At 70.7% G+C, this 20,304-nt stretch carries 16 protein-coding genes and 1 tRNA gene; 7 read left to right on the forward strand and 10 right to left on the reverse strand.

Going from position 1 to position 20,304, the window contains the following annotated elements:
• Window positions 1-47 precede the first annotated feature (47 nt).
• The 5 genes from dusB (at window position 48) to AB1285_RS05965 (ending at window position 5,428) form a co-directional block, all read left to right on the forward strand.
• Complete coding sequence (gene dusB / locus AB1285_RS05945) at window positions 48-1,202, forward strand: tRNA dihydrouridine synthase DusB (RefSeq protein WP_187661648.1); 1,155 nt, start codon at window positions 48-50, stop codon at window positions 1,200-1,202.
• Complete coding sequence (locus tag AB1285_RS05950) at window positions 1,192-2,577, forward strand: deoxyguanosinetriphosphate triphosphohydrolase (RefSeq protein ID WP_187661647.1); 1,386 nt, start codon at window positions 1,192-1,194, stop codon at window positions 2,575-2,577. The genes dusB and AB1285_RS05950 overlap by 11 nt, the downstream gene beginning before the upstream one ends.
• Window positions 2,577-4,445 carry a DNA primase gene (dnaG, locus tag AB1285_RS05955; protein ID WP_187661646.1) on the forward strand — a complete coding sequence of 623 codons (1,869 nt, stop codon included), beginning with the start codon at window positions 2,577-2,579 and terminating at the stop codon, window positions 4,443-4,445. The genes AB1285_RS05950 and dnaG overlap by 1 nt, the downstream gene beginning before the upstream one ends.
• 36 nt (window positions 4,446-4,481) lie before the next feature.
• Window positions 4,482-5,255, forward strand: a complete 774-nt coding sequence (locus AB1285_RS05960) for an ATP-binding cassette domain-containing protein (RefSeq protein WP_187661645.1) — start codon at window positions 4,482-4,484, stop codon at window positions 5,253-5,255.
• Between the two features lie 97 nt (window positions 5,256-5,352).
• Window positions 5,353-5,428 (forward strand) — tRNA-Asn (locus AB1285_RS05965).
• A gap of 117 nt (window positions 5,429-5,545) precedes the next feature.
• Here AB1285_RS05965 and AB1285_RS05970 read toward each other — a convergent pair.
• Complete coding sequence (locus tag AB1285_RS05970; RefSeq protein WP_259952238.1) at window positions 5,546-6,982, reverse strand: APC family permease; 1,437 nt, start codon at window positions 6,980-6,982, stop codon at window positions 5,546-5,548.
• A gap of 44 nt (window positions 6,983-7,026) precedes the next feature.
• Window positions 7,027-8,124: an alcohol dehydrogenase catalytic domain-containing protein gene (locus AB1285_RS05975; protein ID WP_187661643.1), complete on the reverse strand. Its 1,098-nt coding sequence runs from the start codon at window positions 8,122-8,124 to the stop codon at window positions 7,027-7,029.
• A 114-nt stretch (window positions 8,125-8,238) separates the two neighbouring features.
• On the opposite strand from AB1285_RS05975, the gene AB1285_RS05980 reads away from it, so the two are divergent.
• Window positions 8,239-9,651, forward strand: a complete 1,413-nt coding sequence (locus AB1285_RS05980) for a PucR family transcriptional regulator (protein ID WP_280564330.1) — start codon at window positions 8,239-8,241, stop codon at window positions 9,649-9,651.
• Between the two features lie 64 nt (window positions 9,652-9,715).
• On the opposite strand, the gene AB1285_RS05985 is transcribed toward AB1285_RS05980, so the two are convergent.
• Window positions 9,716-10,231, reverse strand: a complete 516-nt coding sequence (locus tag AB1285_RS05985; protein ID WP_071329492.1) for a hypothetical protein — start codon at window positions 10,229-10,231, stop codon at window positions 9,716-9,718.
• Between the two features lie 116 nt (window positions 10,232-10,347).
• Entirely contained in the window at window positions 10,348-10,914 is a 567-nt protein-coding gene (gene def, locus AB1285_RS05990; RefSeq protein WP_187661641.1) for a peptide deformylase, read from the reverse strand.
• Between the two features lie 61 nt (window positions 10,915-10,975).
• Between def and AB1285_RS05995 the strand changes: the two genes are divergently transcribed.
• Window positions 10,976-12,016 carry a DMT family transporter gene (locus AB1285_RS05995; RefSeq protein ID WP_280564430.1) on the forward strand — a complete coding sequence of 347 codons (1,041 nt, stop codon included), beginning with the start codon at window positions 10,976-10,978 and terminating at the stop codon, window positions 12,014-12,016.
• Here AB1285_RS05995 and pgl read toward each other — a convergent pair.
• The 6 genes from pgl to tkt are packed head-to-tail and all read right to left on the reverse strand — an operon-like array spanning window position 12,010 to window position 20,107.
• Window positions 12,010-12,789 (reverse strand): 6-phosphogluconolactonase, encoded by a 780-nt coding sequence (gene pgl / locus AB1285_RS06000; protein ID WP_187661640.1) that lies wholly within the window; start codon window positions 12,787-12,789, stop codon window positions 12,010-12,012. The two genes, AB1285_RS05995 and pgl, sit on opposite strands and share 7 nt — an antisense overlap.
• 5 nt (window positions 12,790-12,794) lie before the next feature.
• Window positions 12,795-13,730 carry a glucose-6-phosphate dehydrogenase assembly protein OpcA gene (locus AB1285_RS06005; protein WP_187661639.1) on the reverse strand — a complete coding sequence of 312 codons (936 nt, stop codon included), beginning with the start codon at window positions 13,728-13,730 and terminating at the stop codon, window positions 12,795-12,797.
• The gene (zwf, locus tag AB1285_RS06010; RefSeq protein ID WP_187661638.1) at window positions 13,727-15,277 is read right to left on the reverse strand and encodes a glucose-6-phosphate dehydrogenase; all 1,551 of its coding nucleotides are present in this window, start codon (window positions 15,275-15,277) and stop codon (window positions 13,727-13,729) included. The genes AB1285_RS06005 and zwf overlap by 4 nt, the downstream gene beginning before the upstream one ends.
• 20 nt (window positions 15,278-15,297) lie before the next feature.
• Window positions 15,298-16,905 carry a glucose-6-phosphate isomerase gene (locus tag AB1285_RS06015; protein WP_280564335.1) on the reverse strand — a complete coding sequence of 536 codons (1,608 nt, stop codon included), beginning with the start codon at window positions 16,903-16,905 and terminating at the stop codon, window positions 15,298-15,300.
• Window positions 16,902-18,014 (reverse strand): transaldolase, encoded by a 1,113-nt coding sequence (gene tal / locus AB1285_RS06020; protein WP_187661636.1) that lies wholly within the window; start codon window positions 18,012-18,014, stop codon window positions 16,902-16,904. The genes AB1285_RS06015 and tal overlap by 4 nt, the downstream gene beginning before the upstream one ends.
• Window positions 18,011-20,107, reverse strand: a complete 2,097-nt coding sequence (gene tkt / locus AB1285_RS06025) for a transketolase (protein WP_292793712.1) — start codon at window positions 20,105-20,107, stop codon at window positions 18,011-18,013. Before tkt ends, tal begins: the two co-directional genes overlap by 4 nt.
• Window positions 20,108-20,304: the final 197 nt, after the last annotated feature.

Below are 20,304 nucleotides of genomic sequence, written 5' to 3' on the forward strand. Positions count from 1 at the left end.
GGTCGCCGCATCCCCACCGGCTCCGGGTCTGGGAGAATGGACACGCCATGACTGTCGCCACCGCCCCCGCCCGCCCGCTCCGCATCGGCCCGATCGACCTCGACGTGCCGGTCGTCCTCGCGCCGATGGCCGGGATCACGAACACGGCGTTCCGGCGCCTGTGCCGGGAGTACGGGGCCGGCCTGTACGTCAGCGAGATGATCACGTCGCGCGCCCTCGTCGAGCGCAACGAGACCACCATGCGGCTGATCCGGCACCACGAGTCGGAGACGCCGCGCTCGATCCAGCTCTACGGCGTCGACCCGAAGACCATCGCCGAGGCCGTCCGCATCATCGTCGCGGAAGACCACGCCGACCACATCGACCTCAACTTCGGCTGCCCGGTCCCCAAGGTGACCAGGAAGGGCGGCGGGGCGGCCCTGCCGTGGAAGTCGAAGCTCTTCGCGGACATCGTCGATCAGGCGGTGAAGGCCGCCGGCGACATCCCGCTCACGGTGAAGATGCGCAAGGGCATCGACCGCGACCACCTCACCTTCCTCGACGCCGGCCGCGCCGCAGAGGATGCGGGAGCCGCAGCCGTCGCCCTGCACGCGCGCACCGCGAGCGAGTTCTACTCCGGACACGCCGACTGGAGTGCGATCGGCGAGCTCAAGCAGGCGGTGACCAGCATCCCCGTGCTCGGCAACGGCGACATCTGGTCGGCCGAGGACGCCGTGCGGATGATGGCGGAGACCGACTGCGACGGCGTGGTCGTCGGCCGCGGATGCCTCGGACGGCCGTGGCTGTTCGGGCAGCTCGCCCTCGCCTTCGGCGGAGAGGGCAAGACGGTCGATGCGACCCTCGGCTTCGTCGCCGACGCCTTCCGCCGGCACGCGGAGCTGCTCGTCGAGTTCTTCGAGGACGAGGACCGCGGCTGCCGCGACATCCGCAAGCACGTCTCCTGGTACTTCAAGGGCTACCCGGTCGGCGGCGACATCCGGACGGGGCTGGCGACTGCGTCGAGCCTGCAGGAGATCGACGACCTCCTCGGACGGCTCGACCGTGCGGCACCGTACCCTGGTGCGGACGCCGAAGGGCAGCGCGGACGCGCGGGGCACCCGAAGAGGACCGCTCTTCCGGAGAAGTGGCTGGAGTCGCGCGAGCTCGCCTCGTCGGCCTCGGAGATGATGCGTGGAGCGGAGATCGAGAACAGTGGCGGATGACCCCCGGGTCGGCGCACGCGCCGACGGCTATGACGCGCGCGACGCGGAGCGCTTCTTCGCGGAGACCCATCGCTCGGAGCGGGACGATTTCGCCCGCGACCGTGCCAGGGTGCTGCACTCGGCCGCGCTGCGACGGCTCGCCGCGAAGACCCAGGTGCTCAGCCCCGCCAGCACGGCCGACTTCGCCCGCAACCGCCTGACGCACTCGCTCGAGGTCGCCCAGGTCGGCCGGGAGCTCGCCGCCGCCCTCGGGGTCTCGGCGGATGTGGTCGACACCGCGTGCCTGAGCCACGACCTCGGTCACCCGCCGTTCGGTCACAACGGCGAGCGGGCGCTGAACGAATGGGCTGAGGCCATCGGCGGCTTCGAGGGCAACGCCCAATCGCTGCGCATCCTCACGCGTCTGGAGGCGAAGGTGCTCGACGGGGGCGGCTCCTCCGTCGGTCTGAACCTCACGCGGGCGACGCTCGACGCGACCTGCAAGTACCCGTGGACGGTCGACAGTCCCGTCCCCGACCCGGGGGGCCGGCTCAAGTTCGGCGTGTACCCGGAGGACGAGGCCGTGTTCCGCTGGATGCGCGACGGAGCGCCGGGGCGGCTGCGCTGCATCGAGGCCGAGATCATGGACCTCTCCGACGACATCGCCTATTCGGTGCACGACTTCGAGGACGCGATCGTCAACGGCTACGTCGACGTCGCGCAGCTCGCCGATCCCGCTGCCCACGAGGCCCTGCTCAGCCGGATCCAGCAGTGGGTCGGTTACGACTTCACGCGTGATGAGCTCGCCGATGCGCTCTACCGGCTCGCCTCGCAGCCGATGTGGCTGGCGTCCTTCGACCGCTCCCGACAGGATCTCGCGCGGCTCAAGAACCTCACCAGCGACCTCATCGGCCGGTTCGCACGGGCGGCGGTCTCCGCCACGCGCGAGGCGTTCGGAGGCACGCGGCTGGTCCGCTACAACGCGCATGTCATCGTGCCGCGCGTGGTCGAGGTCGAGATCGCGGTGCTCAAGGGGATCATGGGTCAGGCGATCGTCACGATCGACGCCAGGAAGGGTGTCTACAAGGAGCAGCGGCGGGTCCTCAAGCGGCTGGCCGACGCCCTGTGGTCCACCGACACCCTGTGGTCTGCCGGCGCCGACGTGCTGGAGCCGGCGTTCGCTGCCGACTTCGTCGCGGCGGAGAGCGATGCGGAGCGGGCGCGGGTGGTCGTCGATCAGATCGCGAGCCTGACCGATCAGAGCGCGATCGACTGGCACAACCGGCTGGTCGGGGAGATCGACCCGGCGGAGGTCGGCATCTGGACGCCGCGTCATGCACGCCCCGGCGCGCGCACGCCCGTCGAGAGGCGGCCCGTCGCAGAAGGCGCGCGCTGATGCCCCGCATCCGCCAGGCCGACGTCGACGAGGTCAAGGCCCGCACCAACATCGCCGACATCGTGGGGGAGCGGGTCGCGCTCAAGTCCGCGGGCGTCGGCTCCCTCAAGGGCCTGTGCCCGTTCCACGACGAGAAGAGCCCCAGCTTCCACGTCCGGCAGCAGGTCGGCTACTACCACTGCTTCGGGTGCGGGGAGTCGGGCGACGTCTACTCCTTCCTTCGAGCGATGGATCACGTCAGCTTCACGGAGGCGGTCGAGCGGCTCGCGGGCCGCATCGGCTACACACTGCACTATGAGGACGGGGGTGCGGCGCCGGAGACGAGCGGCCGCAGCCGGCTCTACGCGGCGAACACGGCCGCCGCGGAGTTCTTCCGCTCCCAGCTGCTGTCGCCCGATGCCGAGGCCGCCCGCCGATTCCTCGGGGAGCGCGGTTTCGACGCGGGCGCGGCGGCGCACTTCGGCGTCGGCTTCGCCCCGCGGGGCTGGGACGGCATGCTCAAGGCGCTGACCTCCCAGGGATTCACGCGGGAGGAGCTGAGCACCGCGGGCCTCGTCTCGACGGGACAGCGCGGCGTCTACGACCGGTTCCGGGGGCGCCTGGTGTGGCCGATCCGGGATGTGTCGGGGCAGACGATCGGCTTCGGTGCCCGCAAGCTCTTCGACGACGATCAGGGCCCCAAGTACCTCAACACCCCCGAGACACCGATCTACAAGAAGGCCCAGGTCCTCTACGGGCTCGACCTCGCCAAGCGCGACATCGCGCGCGGCGACCCCCGTCGCGTCGTCGTCGTCGAGGGGTACACCGACGTGATGGCCTGTCACCTCGCGGGCCTGACGACCGCGGTCGCGACCTGTGGGACGGCGTTCGGCGCCGAGCACATCAAGGTGCTCCGGCGGGTGATGGGCGATGACAACGCGTCCGGTGAGGTCGTGTTCACGTTCGACGGCGACGAGGCGGGACAGAAGGCCGCACTGCGGGCGTTCACGGAAGACGACAAGTTCAACGCCCAGACCTTCGTCGCGGTCGCGCCCGACGGCCTCGATCCGTGCGACCTCCGGCTGCAGCGCGGCGACGCGGCGGTGCGCGGCCTCATGGACGCGAAGCAGCCCATGTTCGAGTTCGCGATCGACCGCAAGCTCGCCGGCTTCGATCTCGCCACCGTCGAGGGCAGGGTCGGTGCTCTCCGTGCCGCGGCCCCCATCGTCGCGGAGATCCGCGACCGGCTGCTGCGCCCCGGGTACGAGCGGGTGCTGGCGCGCCGGCTCGGCATGGACCCGACCGAGGTGCACGGGGAGGTGGAGCGTGCCGCCCGTGGGGCGCAGTCCGCCGCGCCCCAGACGCGCCGAGAGAGCACGCCGCGGGTCGACCCGTCCACGGGCGCTCCCGTGGTCGCTGCGGTCACACTGGCCAGCCTGCCCCGCTCACCCGACGTCGCCGTGGAGCGCGACGCGCTCATGGGGGCTCTGCAGTACGGACACCAGGTCGATGCGGCGCTGCTGACCCGGGCTCTCGCCGAGCCGTTCCGCACACCCGGCCTCGACGCGGTGCGCGAGGCGGTCGCGGCCGCGCCCGACCGCAGCCGCCCCGGATGGGTGACGGACGCGGTGAACAGTGTGCGCGAGCCCTACCGCTCCCTCGCCGGCGAGCTGTTGATGACACCGTTCCCGGCACGGGATGAGGCCGGAGCGGTGGCCTCCGCGACCGATCTCGCGCGACGCCTGGTGCTGCGGCAGCTCGAGCACGAGAAGCAGGAGCTGCTGGGCGCGGTCCAGCGCGTCCCTGCGGACTCCGACGGCGGGCGCGCGCTGCGGGTGCGGCTGCGGGACATCGACGTGGAGCGCCAACGCTTCTTCGCCGAGTCGTAACCGGAACGGTCCCGGACGAGACGGCAGGATGGACATATGCCCCGCACGCCCGAATCCTCGAACGCGATCGAGTGCTCCGATCTGGTCATCGACCGGATCGGTCACGGCGCGCCCAATCGCGCGGTCGACGGCGTGACGTTCTCGCTCGCTCCCGGGGGGCTGATCTGCGTCGCGGGACCGACCGGCTCGGGCAAGTCGACCCTCGTCGCCGCGCTCGCGGGCTCGACCGATCCCTCGGTGCGCGTCGTCGGCGGCCGGGCACAGGTCTGCGGCATCGACATCCGCCGCCCAGGCCGCAAGCACCGCATCCTCACCTACCGCACGGGCTTCGTGCCCCAGGGCGCCGGGGCGGACCTGCCGCCGCAGCTGACGGTCAACGAGGTCATCGCCGAGCCGATCCTCATCCGGGAGAAGCGCGTCAACACCCGCGCGCTCTCGATCCGCGTGGCGACGCTCCTCGATGAGCTCCACCTGCCGCTCGGGACCGCGGCGAAGTTCCCGTACGAGCTGAGCGCGGGGATGCGGCAGCGCGTCGCGATCGCCCGCTCGTTCGTGCTGGAGCCGCGCGTGCTCATCGCCGACGAGATCCTCGCGAACCTCGATCTGGAGGTGCGGCCGGTGGTCTTCGACGCCATCACCCGGCGTCGCAAGGAGGAGGGGATGGCCGCGCTCCTGGTCACCAACGACGCGGACTTCATCCGGGAACTCAACGCCGAGACGCTCATGCTGCGTGGGGGCCATGTCGTCGCGCGCGGCGTCGGGAAGGACCTGCTGTGGGTGCCCAATGCGGAGTCGGATTCACGCCGCTGAGCGCGACACGCCCGACGGCCGCGGAAGGTGCCCCGGTGTCACGAACCGCGTCCGGAGTTTGCTAAGCTTGACGAGTTGCCCGCACAGCGGCGCACATTCCTCGGTAGCTCAATTGGCAGAGCAGCCGGCTGTTAACCGGCAGGTTCTTGGTTCGAGTCCAAGCCGGGGAGCCAACGAGAGAAGCCCCCTCCACGGAGGGGGCTTCTCTCGTATCCGGACCGCACGATCGCGCCGGACGCAGAGGAAGAGCCCCTCCACGCGGAGGGGCTCTTCTCTGCGGGGAGCGTCGTTCAGCCGACGCCCTCCATGGCGCTCGTCTCGGTGTTGCCGATCCGGGCGATCACATCAGGCCGGCGACGGGCGAGGTAGGCGTACCGGGTCAGCGCAAGGGCGACCGTCACGAGGAATACGTACGGGATCACGTTGTACGGGAAGGCCGGGACGGGCCACACGTTCGCGAAGAACACGTACGCCATCGTCACGACGGCGACCGTCGCGCAGACCTTCACGAGACCGTTCCGCATCTTCGCCCGCTGGGTGTAGACCACGCACGCGATGGCGACGAGGGCGTAGGCGACCATGTAGCCGTAGGTGCCCCAGGTGTTGACCCAGACGAGGATGTCGCCCGTCGCGGCTCCCGCGACCAGCAGCACGATGTCGACCGTGATCGCCGCAGCACCGGCGAGGATGAGTACCCGGTGCGGCGTGAGGTGCTGCTCGTGCGTGCGGCCGAAGCGCTCGGCGACGACGCCTTCCTTGCCCATCACGTAGACGATGCGGCCGATCACGTTGAGCGGGGCGACGACCACGGCGAAGAACGACGCGGACACGCCGAAGGTGAGCACGGCCGCGAACCAGCCCGGCATGCCGATGAGGGCGGACATGCTCTCCAGCGGGCTCGCGGCGGTGGCGAGGTCGTCGCCGAGCACCGCGATCTGCGTGTAGGCGGCGAAGACGTAGAGCACGCCGACACCGAGGGCGCTCCACATGATCGCGCGGGGGATCGCCTTGTACGGCTCCTTGGCCTCGCGCCCCAGGGCGTCCGCGGAGGAGAAGCCCACGAAGCCCAGGATGCCGAGCACCATGCCGGACGCGATGCCCTGGAACGAGGAGCCGGTCGCGAGCACCTGCGCGGGGTCCCAGGCGGAGGGCCCCGCCCACGCGAGCGCTGCGATGAGCAGCACGAGGATGATGCCGACGGAGAGCAGCTCGAGGACGAGCGAGACCCGGGCGGAGAGCCGGATGCCGCGGATCGTGAAGAGGGTCGCCAGGCCACCGAGCAGGATCGCCAGGCCGACATCCCACCCCAGGCCCTGCGCGGGCAGGCCCAGCATGCTCAGGAACTGGCCCATGTAGCTGACCGAGCCGCTGAGGGAGGCGGCCGCGATGCCGAAGCAGCCGATCAGCAGCGTCACGCCGGCGAGGAAGGCGCCGAACGGCCCGAGACCCTTGGAGACGTAGGTGTAGAGCGAGCCGGCGGAGGCGTGCTTGCGGGCGAACACCACCACGCAGTACCCGACGCACAGGATCACGATCGTGGCCAGGGCGAAGGCGTAGATGGTGCCGTTCCCGGCGCCGAGGAAGATGGCGGCGGCCGTGAAGGCGATGACGGCGCTGGGGGCGATGTTGGCGATGGCCTGGGCGGCGAGCTCGGGTCCGCTCATGACGCCGGTGCGGAGGCCGGCATCCTGCGGGGCGCCGGGCGGGGCGACGACGGTGTCAGACATGGTTCTCCTGGATTCGGGTTTCAGGGATGGGCCGCGCGCGGCGGTCAGGGGATGAGGAGGGTGCGGAGGGCCGAGCCGCCGTCGAGGTCGTCCAGCGCGGCGGCGGCCTCGGACAGCGGTCGGCGGCCCGAGATCAGGGGGTCGATCTTCAGCTGCCCGTCCATGTAGCGGTCCACGAGTGCGGGGACGTCGATCGACGGTCGCACCGAGCCGTAGTTCGAGCCGAGGATGCGCTGGTCGGCCTCGGCGAGGACGAGCGGCTCGAACGAGGCACGCGCCCCTGTGGGCGGCAGGCCGACGATCACGGCGGCGCCGCCGAGTCCGAGCATCTGGATGGACTGCTCGGTCGTGGATGTGCGTCCGATCGCGTCGAAGGCGTAGTCGACGCCGTCCGGGATGAGCTCGCGCAGCTGTGCCACGGCGTCGCCCTGAGAGGCGTCGATGCGGTCCGTGGCGCCGAACTGCAGCGCCATCTGCGTCTTCTCCGGGCGCACGTCGATCGCGACGATACGCTCGGCGCCGGCGAGACGGGCTCCCTGGACGACGTTGAGGCCGACGCCGCCGCAGCCGATGACGGCGACGGTCGACCCCGGCTCGACGGCGGCGGTGTTGAGAACGGCGCCGACACCGGTCGCGACGGCGCAGCCGACGACGGCGATGACGTCGAGGGGCGCGTCGTCGCGGACCTTCACGGCTCCGGACGCGGGGACGACGACCTCTTCCGCGAACGACGAGACACCGAGGTAGTGGTGCAGCTGCTCGCCGTCGAGGCTCAGCCGGGAGGTGCCGTCGAAGAGGACGCCCAGCGGCGCGACCACGGTCGCGACCTTCTGGCACCGCGCCTCGTGGCCGGCGCGGCAGTACCGGCACTCGCCGCACGGCGGCACCCAGCTCAGCACCACGTGGTCGCCGACAGCGAGGGTGGTGACGCCTTCGCCGAGCTCGGTGACGACCCCGGAGCCCTCATGGCCCATGACCAGGGGAGCGGCCGCATCCCACTCGCCGCGCTTGACGTGCAGGTCGGAGTGGCAGACGCCGGCAGCGGCGATGCGCACGCGCACCTCACCGGCGCGGGGCGGGGCGAGGTCGACGTCGACGAACTCGATGGGCGACTGGGGGTCGCGGAAGACAACAGCTTTCATGACATCCTTCGGGAAGTGGGGATGCGCACGATGCTAGGAGAGAGCGGAAGGCCTCGGCATCCGACAGAAGCGTGAAGAGAACGGCTGCTCTTCGACAATCTGTATGATCGGAGGGTGGCTCGTGACGTCGCCTCGGTGGCCCGATATCTCCGCGCGGAGCTGCTGCCCGGCGCCGTTCCCGGTGCGCGGCCCGTCAACGCGGTCGTACCCCTCGACGACTTCGGTCCACCGGTGGATCCGCTCCATGCGACGCTCGTCGTGGCCGAAGAGACCGCGCTCTTCGGCGTCGCCGGCGACCGGCGCGCCGCGCTGGGGGAGGCCGTGGCGGTCACGAGCGACGACAGCCCCCGTCTTCGCGAAGCGGTGCGGGACGCGGGGATCACGGCCATCGTCGGGGTGCCGATGCCGCCGTCGCTGCTGGTCCCGACGCTGACCTCGCTCCTCGCGGTCGATCAGGCGGCGGAGGCTCGCGCCATCACCTCGGCGATGCGGGTGCTCACACTGGCGGCGCGACGCAGCGGCATCACCGGCGTCATCGCCGAGCTCGCGCACCGCATCGACGGGTGGGCGGTGCTGCTGGACCGGCATGGTGAGGTCATCACGACGGCGGGTGCCGGAAGCCTGCACATCGACGACGCGATCGCGGTCGCCGTCGGCAGGCCGGTGCGGGTGCGGCATCGCGCCCTCCAGGTGCACCCGGTCGGTCCCGGTCAGGACATCAGCGCGCAGCTCGTGACCGCTCCGCGTAACGACAGCTCCGGCCGCGGTCGGGAACTGAGCTCGCAGGCCGCGGCGCTGCTCGATCTGCTCATGCGCACGAGGGACAGCAGTCAGCTGGAGCGCCTCGGCCGCTCGATGATGTTCGAGACCGTGCGCGAGGGAGGGGAGGAGGCCACTCGTCTGCTCCGCCGCTGGGGCGTGCACGAGCGCGTGCTGGTGGGGTTCGCCCTCGCCTCCCGTACCAGCGGTGTCGACGTCGAGCATCTGCTCGGCCTCTGGCTCGACGAGCTGGGCGCGGAGCACGTCTTCACGTCGCAGCGGGGAATCGTCCAGGGCGTCGTGCGCGAGGACCATGCCGACCAGATCGCGCATCGCGCCAGGGCGTTCGCCTCGACCCTCTATCTCGGCCTCGGCCGACCGGCGGGCACCGATGCTCTCGCGCGCAGCATCGACGAGGCGCGGCACGCCTGCGAAGCCGCGCGCACCGGGGGCGAACGCGTGGTCCGCTACGAGGCGATAACGACGGTGTCGTTCGTGCTCGGGGCGCTGGACAGCGATCAGACCGGCCGCCTCGCCCGACTGCTCGATCCGCTGCGCGCCGCCGAGAGGTCGGCGGAGCTGCTGGACACCCTCCGAGTGTTCCTCGCGACGAACGGAGCCTGGAGCGAGAGTGCGGCGCGACTCCGCATCCACCGGCAGACGCTGACGACCCGCATCAGACGGATCGAGGATCTGATCGGACTCTCCCTGAGCGATCCGGATGACCGCGTCGCGGCGTGGCTCGCGCTGCGCGCCTCCGACGACTGACCCACGACCCGGACGACGAAGGGCCCCGCCTGATGGCGGAGCCCTTCGTGGAGATGCCGTCGGATCAGCGTGCGGCGCCCTTGAGCGATCCCTCGACCTGGCCGGCCGGGTCGATGATGATGCACTGGATCACGCGGTCGTTGGCCTGCTCCCACGAGTCCTTGCTGGGGGTGAGCGTGGTCACGTCCAGGGCGGACTCCTGGTAGGAGACGCCGACGAAGGAGGTGTACGCGTCGCCGATGCAGCCCTCGGAGGCGGCGCTGATGGCGTCCTCCGAGTAGTCGCCGTCGTCCATCTTGATCTCGTAGAAGACCTCTTCGTCGTGGGGCTCGGAGCACGGCACGACGTTCGCGTCGGTGAGCATTCCGGAGCCGGTCTCGAGCATGCAGTCGCCGAGCTTCACCGAGAAGACGTCGATGTTCGCGCTCTCGGTGACCTGGCCGGTCTCCTCGTCGCGGTCGGCGTCGGCGCGACCGCCGCCGAGGATGCTGTTGATCGCGCTGCAACCGGTGAGGGCGAGCGAGACGGCGACGGCCGAACCGGTGAGCACGAGTGCGCGACGGGTGCGCGACTTCATCATGGATTTCCCCTTCAGAGCGTGACGCGGGGCATGCTGAATATCCCCGCCGCGAACACGCTATAGTGCCCGGAGTCTATGACGCAACTTGAAGGATGCTGTGCGTGGGCTGAATGCGATCAGCCCTCGAGGTCGTCGACGCCGGGCAGCCAGCTGGCACCCGGTCGCCCCCAGCCGCGCTTGCGGGCGATCTTCTGCGTGGTCTTCCAGTCGGAGTCCGAGAGGCGATCGATGTAGAGCACGCCGTCGAGGTGGTCGAACTCGTGCTGCATGATGCGGGCGCGCCAGCCGTCCACCTCGAGCGTGACGGGGCCACCGTCCAGGTCCGTCGCCGTCACGCGCACGCGGTCGGACCGGCGCAACGGGAACCGCTCGCCGGGGAACGACAGGCAGCCCTCGGACTCGAGCTCGGGGTCGGGAGCGCCCGGTTCCGTCGGCGTCATCCACAGCTCCGGGTTGATGAGGACACCGCGCCAGGGCTGGTCGTCGTCGTCGACGTACGAGTACGTGTAGATCCGCAGAGGCACCCCGACCTGCGGAGCGGCGAGGCCGACGCCGGGCGCGGCGTCCATGGTCTCGAACATGTCCGCGACGAGGGTGCGGATCTCGTCGGTGATGGCCTCGACGGGGGAGGCGGGGGAGTGCAGGACGGGATCGCCCATGATGCGAATCGGAAGGACAGCCACGTCACAACCCTAGTCGGCGGCACTCTCCGGGTAGGGTCGTACTGTGAGCGCAGGGGTGTGGATGGGGACGGTCGAGGACGTCGGCGACCAGCTGGTCGGAGCGTTCCAGAACCCCGGCCTGCTCCTGGGCATCCCGCTGGCCCTCGCCGGCGCGGTGTTCATGTCGCTCGGCGCGCAGTACCAGCACCGGGGCGTGGAGAAGGTCGAGCGGCTCAGCGGCTCCGACGGTGCCGCCGGCCTCAGCTTCGATCAGCTCAAGCGCCTGTTCACCCGCCCGTCCTGGGTGGTCGGGACGCTCATGCTGGGCCTCGCGATCGTCTGCCAGCTCGCCGCCCTCGTCAAGGCGCCCCTCATCGTGGTGCAGCCGCTCGGCGCCATCGCGCTGGTCATCACGACGCTGCTGAACGCCCGCATCACCGGTCACGCTCCCACGCGGCAATCCCTCACGGCGATCATCGCCTGTGTCGGCGGCATCTTCCTCTTCGTGTTCTTCGCCGCGATCTACGCCACGGAGAAGGAGGTCACGGACCGCGAGCTGTTCGTCATCCTCGCGATCCTGCTCGTCGTGATCATCGTGCTCGGGGCATGCTGGCTGATCCTCCGGCACCGGATGCGGGCGCTGTTCTACATCATCGGCGCCGGCATCCTCTATGGTTTCGTCGCCACCCTCGCGAAGGTCATCATCAAGCGGATCGAGGCGGGCCAGTTCGAGTGGATCACCGCGGTCTGCCTGCTCGCGCTGCTCTCGGCGGGCGCGGTGGGTGCGTACTTCGTGCAGACCGCCTACAGCTCCGGTCCCCCGGACCTCGTCATCGCGGGCCTGACGGTCGTCGACCCCATGGTGGCCGTGCTCATCGGCATGCTCGTGCTCGGCGAGGCCGCGGCGGCGCCGTGGTGGGTCTTCATCATCTTCGGAGTCGCCGGCGGCATCGCCGTCTGGGGTGTCGTCGGGCTCGCCCGGTTCCATCCGCAGGTCCTCAGCGAGAGCCAGGACCTCGGCATCACCCGGGGGAGTGATCCCGTGGCCCCGCCTGCGGCGCCGTCATCGGGCGCGCCGGAGCAGTCGGACCCGCGCGAGACGCGCGACCCCGACGCTCAGTAGGCCTGGTCGATGAGGTCGGGGGAGACCTCGGATGCCGCCGCCTCGTCGACGAAGAACACCGTCCGCTTGCGCCCCTTCGCCCCGGCTGCCGGAACGCTCGTGTAACTGGCGCCGGCGAGAGCGAGGCCCAACGCGGAGGCCTTGTCGGCTCCGGTCAGGACCAGCCACACGCGCTTGGAGGCGTTCAGCACAGGGCGGGTGAGGGTCACCCGCTCGGGCGGAGGCTTGGGGGAGTCCCGCACCGGGAGGGCCGCGGCGTCGGTCACGGTGACCTCCTCGCGGTCCGGGAAGAGCGAGGCGATGTGACCGTCGGGACCGACGCCGAGGAAGCACACCGCGAACGACGGCCACGGGTGCTCCTCGGTGCCGAAACGGGCGAGCTCGGCGGCATACGCGGCGGCGGCTTGATCGAGGTCGAGTCCGCTGTCGGAACCGGCGACCTCGTGCACGTTCTCCGCCGGGACGTCGATGTGATCGAGCAGCGCCTCCCGGGACTGGAGAGCGTTCCGGTCCGCGTCGTCCCGAGGGACGTACCGCTCGTCGCCCCACCAGAAGTGGACGAGGGACCAGTCGATCTCGGCGGCTCGCGGATTCTCCCGGACAGCGCGCAGCACGGCGCCGCCCATCGACCCGCCCGTCAGGGCGATGTGAGCCAGCCGGCCGTTGCGCGTGCGCGCGCGGACGCGGGTGAGGAAGCGATCGGCGACCCGGAGGGCGAGGGTGGTCGGGGTGGATTCGACCACGACCCGCTTCTCTGCGGACGATCCCGGCATCGAGGTCACTCTCCTGTCTCGGGCGGACCGAGTTTCTCCCAGCCCTCCGTGATCACTCGACCGTACAGGACGTCGGGGTCGAGCCGGCGCAGCTCCTCGGCAAGGCACTCGCGCAGCGTGCGCCGCGGCAGGTGGAGGTCGTGATCGGGCTGGTCGGGCTGGGTGAGCACGGCCACGCCCGGCGACGGCCGCTCGAGCAGGATGTCGCCGGACTCGCGCGTGAGGCGCACCGACTTGATGCCCTCCTGCCAGTGCTCCGGGTCCTCGTACGACCACCGGACCGGGACGTCGAGTGCCATCTGCAGCCAGGCGGCGAGCAGCGCCGTGGACGGCGAGGCGCTCGCCCCGCGGACCTCGACGGCGGTGATGGTCTCGTACGGCGGCTGGTCCAGCACCGCGGCCAGCTGCTCGCGCCAGTGGGTCAGGCGCGTCCAGGCCAGGTCGGTGTCGCCCGGGGCGTGCGTGCGCCCGAGGAGCGCGAGCCGGTCGCGGACGTCGGGGGACGTCGCGGCGTCGGTGATCCGGCGCTGGGCGATCCGGCCGAGAGGCGACGTCGCCGGAGCGGTGGGAGCCTCATCCGGCCACCACGCCACCACCGGCGCGTCGGGGAGGAGCAGACCGGTGAGGAGGCTCTCCTCGTTGCTCGCGGCGTCGCCGTGCGCGTGCAGCACGACGACCTCGCTCGCACCGGCGTCGCCGCCCACGCGGATCTGCGCGTCCAGTCGGGACTCGCCGTCGCCGGTGGTCAGCACGATCACGCGCATCGGATGCTCGCGCGACGCATCGTTCGCGGCGTCGATGGCGGCCTCAGCGACCCCCTTGCGGGCCGAGATGACGAGGGTGAGGACGCGGCCGAGGGCGACGGCGCCGCCCTCCTCGCGCACCTTGACGAGCTGCTTCGCGACCTGGCTGACGGTCGTGTCGGGAAGGTCGATGATCACGGGCGTCTCCAGACTCGTCCGTCGCGGGCCAGCAGGTCGTCGGCCGAGGCCGGTCCCCACGAGCCGGGCGCGTACTGCTCCACCGGGCCGCCCTGGGCGGCCCAGTACTTCTCCACCGGGTCGAGGATCTTCCAGGAGAGCTCGACCTCCTCGTGCCGCGGGAACAGCGGCGGGTCGCCCAGGAGGACGTCGAGGATCAGACGCTCGTACGCCTCCGGGCTCGCCTCCGTGAAGGCGTGGCCGTAGCCGAAGTCCATCGTCACGTCGCGGACGTTCGTCCCGTTGCCCGGCACCTTCGAGCCGAAGCGGATCGTGACGCCTTCGTCGGGCTGCACGCGGATCACGAGCGCGTTCTGACCGAGCTCCGAGGCGTTGCCGCGGCCGAACAGGTGCTGCGGCGCGCGGTTGAACACCACCGCGATCTCGGTCACGCGTCGGCCCAGGCGCTTGCCCGTCCGCAGGTAGAACGGCACGCCGGCCCAGCGCCGGGTGTCGATCTCCAGCTTGATCGCCGCGTAGGTCTCGGTCGTCGACTCGGGGTCCATCCCGTCCTCGTCGAGGAAGCCGGTGACCTTCTCGCCGCCCTGCCAGCCTCCGGCGTACTGTCCGCGCGCGGTGGCGAGGGAGAGATCCTCCGGCACGTGCACCGCGGCGAGGACCTTCTCCTTCTCTGCTCGCAGATGCTCGGCGGAGAGGCTGATGGGCTCCTCCATCGCCGTGAGCGCGAGGAGCTGGAGCAGGTGGTTCTGGATGACGTCGCGGGCGGCGCCGATCCCGTCGTAGTACCCCGCGCGACCGCCGACGCCGATGTCCTCGGCCATCGTGATCTGCACGTGGTCGACGTAGTTGCGGTTCCAGATCGGCTCGTACAGCTCGTTCGCGAAGCGCAGCGCGAGGATGTTCTGCACCGTCTCCTTGCCGAGGTAGTGGTCGATGCGGAAGATCGAGTCCGCAGGGAACGCGACCTCGAGGGCGGCGTTGAGAGCGCGGGCCGACTCGAGGTCGTGCCCGAACGGCTTCTCGATGACGACGCGCCGCCAACGCTCGTCGTCGTCCGCGTCCTCGCCCACGAGGCCCGAGTCCTTGAGCTGCTTCGCGACGAGCGGGAAGTCCTTCGGCGGGATCGAGAGATAGTAGGCGTGGTTGCCCATGGTCCCGCGCTCCACGTCGAGCTTCTCGACGGTCTCCCGCAGCTTGCGGAAGGAGTCAGGGTTGTCGAACTCGCCGGAGACGAACCGGATGCCCTGGAGCAGCTGCGTCCAGGTCTCCTCGCGGAACGGCGTGCGGGCATGCTGCTTCACCGCGTCGTAGACGACCTGGGCGAAGTCCTGGTCCTCCCAGTCGCGGCGGGCGAAGCCCACGAGCGCGAAGCCGGGCGGCAGCAGCCCTCGGTTCGCGAGATCGTAGACCGCCGGCATGAGCTTCTTGCGGGACAGATCACCCGTCACGCCGAAGATCACGAGGGCGCTGGGCCCCGCGATCCTGTTGAGACGACGATCGTCGGGGTCGCGCAGCGGGTTGTGCCCGCGCGAGATGGGTACAGACATCGGTGGGGGCTCTCCTGCGATTACTTCTGTGCGGCTTCGAAGAGGGCGAGCACGTCGTCCGAGGACTCGGTGATCGTCAGCGAGACGACGGGCCGTCCGTGCTCCGCGAGCACGCCCGCGTCGCCGGCCGCCTGCGCCTGGATGAGCTGCCCGAACGTGAACGGGCGGTCGGGGATCTCGAGGTCCACGTCCGTGCGCTCCAGAATCTGCAGGAACACGCCCTGGGCGGGGCCGCCCTTGTGGTACTGGCCCGTGGAGTGCAGGAAGCGCGGTCCCCAGCCGAACGTGGTCGGGCGCCCGGAATCGGCGGCGACGAGCTCGCGCAGGCCCTGGAGTTGCGGCACCTCGAGGCGGTTGACGTACGCCTGGATGGACACGTAGCCGTCGGCGGGGAGCTGGGCCCAGAGAGCGTCCAGCACGCCTTCGACCGTTCCCGACGCGGCGAGGGCGGGGTCGGAGACCCGGACCTCGACGCCGTTCTCGACGAATGCGGGCGCCATGGGCTCCGGGCGCGCGTCGAGCAGGCCCCGGGCGGCGACCTTGGCCGACTCGACGTCGGGCTGGTCGAACGGATTGATCCCGAGGAGGTGCCCGGCGATCGCCGTGGCGTACTCCCAGACGATGAACTGCGCGCCGAGCGTGCCGCTGACGAGGATCTCGCCCTCGTGCCGTTCGTGCAGGTGGAACTCGTTGGCGTCGTCGACGAGACGCACGATCTGGAGGTCGGCGGGGACCGGGTCCAGCTCCGGCGAGACCGGGAGCAGGACGACCGGGAGGATGCCCGTGCCCTCCTTGCCCGTGGACTCGGCGATCAGCTGCTCGATCCAGTCCGGCAGCCCCTTGATGTGCGTGCCGTCGGTGATCAGACCCAGCTTGTCGCGGCGGGGGCTCGTGGCGGCGATCGCGGCTCCGAGACGGAGTGCGGGGTTGTCGGCGGAGTCCACGGCCACCTCGAGCAGCGAGGCCTCGGCCTCGTCCAGGAGCTCGTCGATGTCGACGCCGGCGAGTCCCGAGGGGACGAGACCGAAGGCGGTCAGCGCCGAGTAGCGGCCGCCCACGTTCGGGTCGGCGTTGAAGACCCGGTAGCCGGCCTCGCGTGCCGAGGTGTCGAGCGGGGAGCCGGGGTCCGTGACCACGACGATCCGCTCGGTGGGATCGATACCGAGGTCGCGGAAGGCGGCCTCGAAGGTCCGGCGCTGCGAGTCGGTCTCGACCGTGGAGCCCGACTTCGACGACACGACGAGGACCGTCTCCGCGAGACCCTCGTCGAGGGCGGCGAGCACCTGACCCGGGGCGGTGGAGTCGAGGATCGTGAGCGGGACGCCGGACGTCTGCGCGATGACCTCGGGAGCGAGCGACGAGCCGCCCATTCCGGCCAGCACCACGCGGGTGACGCCCTTCGCCGCGAGCTCCTCGCGCAGCGCGACGATCTCCGCGACCAGCGGGCGGGAGACCGAGACGGCCTCGACCCAGCCGAGGCGGACCGACGCCTCGGCCTCGGCGGCCGGACCCCAGAGCGTGGCGTCGCCACCGGTGATGCGGGAGGCGACGAGGTCGTGGACCAGGGCCGGCACGGTCTCCTCGATGGCGACGCGCGCCGCGCCCGATGCGTGGATGGCGAAGGTCATCGCTGTGCCTCCAGAGCCTCGGTGACCTGTGCGAGCAGATCGTGCCAGGAGTCGATGAACTTCGCGACCCCCTCCTCCTCGAGCACCTCGGTCACGGCGTCGAAGTCGACGCCCACCTCGGCGAGCCCGGCGAAGACCTCGCGGGCCTCCTCGTAGCCGCCGGTGATGGTGTCTCCCGTGACGACGGCGTGGTCGAACGTCGCCTCGAGGGTCTTCTCCGGCATCGTGTTGACGACGCCGTCTGCGACCAGTTCGGTCACGTACAGCGTGTCGGGGAGGTTCGGGTCCTTGACGCCGGTCGAGGCCCACAGCGGACGCTGGAGGTTCGCGCCGAGCGCGAGGAGGTCCTGTGCGCGCTTCTCGGCGAACTTCTGCTCGAACAGCTCGTAGGCGAGGCGCGCGTTCGCGAGACCGGCCTTGCTCTTGAGCGCCTCCGCCTCGGGGGAGCCGATCGCCGACAGACGCTTGTCCGTCTCGGTGTCGACGCGGGACACGAAGAACGAGGCGACCGAATGGATGCTGGACAGGTCGAAGTCGCCGCTGTGCGCGCGCTCCAGTCCCGTCAGGTAGGCGTCGATGACCTCGGCGTAGCGTTCCAGGCTGAAGATGAGCGTGACATTGACGCTGATGCCGTTCGCGATCGCCTCGGTGATCGCGGGGAGCCCCGCCTTCGTGGCCGGAATCTTGACCAGGAGGTTGGGGCGGTCGACGGTCTTCCACAGCTCCTTGGCCTGCGCCACGGTGCCGTCGGTGTCGTGGGCGAGGTCGGGGGAGACCTCGATCGAGACGCGACCGTCGACGTGGCCGGACTCCTCCCACACCGGGCGGAAGACGTCGAGCGCGGCACGGACGTCCTGGGTCGTCGCGGCGAACACGGCGTCCTCGGCGGAGGCTCCGGACGCGGCGAGCTCGGTGACCTGCGCGTCGTAGGACGTGTCGTTCTTGTCCGTGATCGCGTTCGCGAAGATGGTCGGGTTCGTGGTGACGCCCACGACGTTGCGCGACGCGATCAGCTCGGCGAGGTTGCCGGAGGAGATGCGGGTGCGCGAGAGGTCGTCGAGCCAGATGCTGACGCCGGCGGCGGCGAGCTGGGCGGTGGGGGTGCTCATGCGTTCTCCTTGATGGTCTCGCGGGCGGCCGCGACGACGGCCTCGGTGGTGATGCCGAACTTCTCGAAGAGGGTCTTGTAATCGGCGGAGGCGCCGAAGTGATCGATGCCGACCGACCGGCCGCGGTCGCCGACGATGCCGCGCCACGTGAGCACGGAACCGGCCTCGACCGAGACGCGGGCGGTGACGGACGCCGGCAGCACGCTTTCGCGGTAGGCCTCGTCCTGCTCCGCGAACCACTCCAGCGAGGGGGCGGAGACGACGCGGACGTTCACGCCTTCGCCGGCCAGCACCTCGCGGGCGTTCACCGCGAGCTGCACCTCGGAGCCGGTCGCGACGATGATGACGTCCGGCGTGCCGCCGGGCGCCTCGGCGAGCACATAGGCGCCCTTGACGGCCTGGGCGGCGGAGGCGAAGGTATCGCCCGAAGCCTCGCCCTCGCCGCGCGGGAACACCGGGATGTTCTGGCGGGTCAGCGCGATGCCGGCCGGGCCCTCGTGGCGCCGGAGGATCTCGAGCCACACGGCGGCCGTCTCGTTGGCGTCCGCCGGACGGACGACGGCCAGGTTCGGGATCGCGCGCAGCGTCGCGAGCTGCTCGATCGGCTGGTGCGTCGGGCCGTCCTCGCCGAGGGCGACCGAGTCGTGCGTCCAGACGAAGACGCTCGGCACGTTCATCAGCGCGGCAAGGCGCACGGCCGGACGCATGTAGTCGCTGAAGATGAGGAACGTGCCCCCGAAGGCGCGCGTGGGCCCGTGCAGCACGATGCCGTTGACGATCGCGCCCATCGCGTGCTCGCGGATGCCGAAGTGGAGCACCCGGCCGTACGGGGCGCCCGACCACTCGTGCGTCGACCACTCGGCGGGGATGAACGACGGCGCGTCCTTGATCGTGGTGAGGTTCGACTCGGCGAGGTCGGCGGAGCCGCCCCAGAGCTCGGGGAGCTGCGCGGCCAGCGCGTTGATGACCTGGCCGGACGCGGCGCGGGTGGAGACGTCCTTGCCGGCCTCGAAGACCGGGAGGGCCTCCGCGATGTCGGCGGGGAGCTCGTGCGCCTCGACGCGGTCCAGCAGGGCCTTGCGCTCGGGGTTGGCGGCGGCCCAGGCGTCGAACGACTCCTGCCAGGCGGCGCGGGCCTCGGCGGCGCGCTCCGCGAGGCCGCGGGTGCGCTCCAGCACGTCATCGGCGACCACGAAGGTCTGCTCCGGGTCGAACCCGAGGACCTTCTTGGTGGCGGCGAGCTCGTCGGCTCCGAGTGCCGATCCGTGGATCTTCCCGGTGTTCTGCTTACCGGGGGCCGGCCAGCCGATGATGGTCTTGAGGATGATGAGCGACGGCTTGTCGGTCTCGCCCTTGGCCGCCTCGATCGCGGCGTGGAGCTCGGCGACGTCCTCCACGTACTCGCCGGTCCTCTTCCAGTCCACGGTCTGCACGTGCCAGCCGTAGGCCTCGTAGCGAGCGGCGACGTCCTCGGTGAAGGCGACGTTCGTGTCGTCCTCGATGGAGATCTGGTTGGAGTCGTAGATCGCGATGAGGTTGCCGAGCTGCTGGTGGCCGGCGAGCGAGGAGGCCTCGCTGGTGACGCCCTCCTGCAGGTCGCCGTCGCCCGCGATCACGTAGACGAAGTGGTCGAACGGGCTCGTGCCCGCTGCGGCCTCGGGGTCGAAGAGGCCGCGCTCGTAGCGGGCGGCGTACGCGAAGCCGACCGCCGACGCGAGGCCCTGGCCCAGCGGGCCCGTCGTGATCTCGACGCCCTTGGTGTGGCCGTACTCGGGGTGTCCGGGGGTCTTCGAGCCCCAGGTGCGGAGCGCCTTGAGGTCGTCGAGCTCGAGCCCGAACCCGCCGAGGTAGAGCTGCACGTACTGCGTCAGCGACGAGTGGCCGACCGACAGGATGAAGCGGTCACGGCCGAGCCAGTCGGTGTCGGTCGGGTCATGCCGCAGCACACGCTGGTACAGCAGATAGGCGGCGGGGGCCAGACTCATCGCCGTGCCGGGATGACCGTTGCCGACCTTTTCGACCGCATCGGCCGCCAGGATCCGGGCGGTGTCCACCGCGCGTCGATCGATCTCGTCCCACTGCAATTCCGACACGTTCATGCCCTTTCCGACAGTTTCGAGGGCGCCGGTATTCCCTGGCGCATCCGCAACTTCCCTGGCGCATCCCGCATCGTCCGAAGACGGGCGGGTTTGTGCGCAGCACCGGGCGCGCGAGTGCTCTCAGCATAGCGGTGACGGTCCCGGCGGCCGGGGGCCGGAAGGCGCGGAAGGCGTCACGGCGTGTCATACAC

Source organism: Microbacterium sp. NRRL B-14842 (assembly GCF_050470785.1).

Coding starts and splice junctions, on each gene's coding strand:
- dusB (WP_187661648.1), top strand. CDS start 48: ATGACTGTCGCCACCGCCCCCGCCCGCCCGCTCCGCATCGGCCCGATC.
- dnaG (WP_187661646.1), top strand. CDS start 2,577: ATGCCCCGCATCCGCCAGGCCGACGTCGACGAGGTCAAGGCCCGCACC.
- AB1285_RS05960 (WP_187661645.1), top strand. CDS start 4,482: ATGCCCCGCACGCCCGAATCCTCGAACGCGATCGAGTGCTCCGATCTG.
- AB1285_RS05970 (WP_259952238.1), bottom strand. CDS start 6,982: ATGTCTGACACCGTCGTCGCCCCGCCCGGCGCCCCGCAGGATGCCGGC.
- AB1285_RS05975 (WP_187661643.1), bottom strand. CDS start 8,124: ATGAAAGCTGTTGTCTTCCGCGACCCCCAGTCGCCCATCGAGTTCGTC.
- AB1285_RS05985 (WP_071329492.1), bottom strand. CDS start 10,231: ATGATGAAGTCGCGCACCCGTCGCGCACTCGTGCTCACCGGTTCGGCC.
- AB1285_RS05995 (WP_280564430.1), top strand. CDS start 10,976: ATGGGGACGGTCGAGGACGTCGGCGACCAGCTGGTCGGAGCGTTCCAG.
- pgl (WP_187661640.1), bottom strand. CDS start 12,789: ATGCCGGGATCGTCCGCAGAGAAGCGGGTCGTGGTCGAATCCACCCCG.
- zwf (WP_187661638.1), bottom strand. CDS start 15,277: ATGTCTGTACCCATCTCGCGCGGGCACAACCCGCTGCGCGACCCCGAC.
- AB1285_RS06015 (WP_280564335.1), bottom strand. CDS start 16,905: ATGACCTTCGCCATCCACGCATCGGGCGCGGCGCGCGTCGCCATCGAG.
- tal (WP_187661636.1), bottom strand. CDS start 18,014: ATGAGCACCCCCACCGCCCAGCTCGCCGCCGCCGGCGTCAGCATCTGG.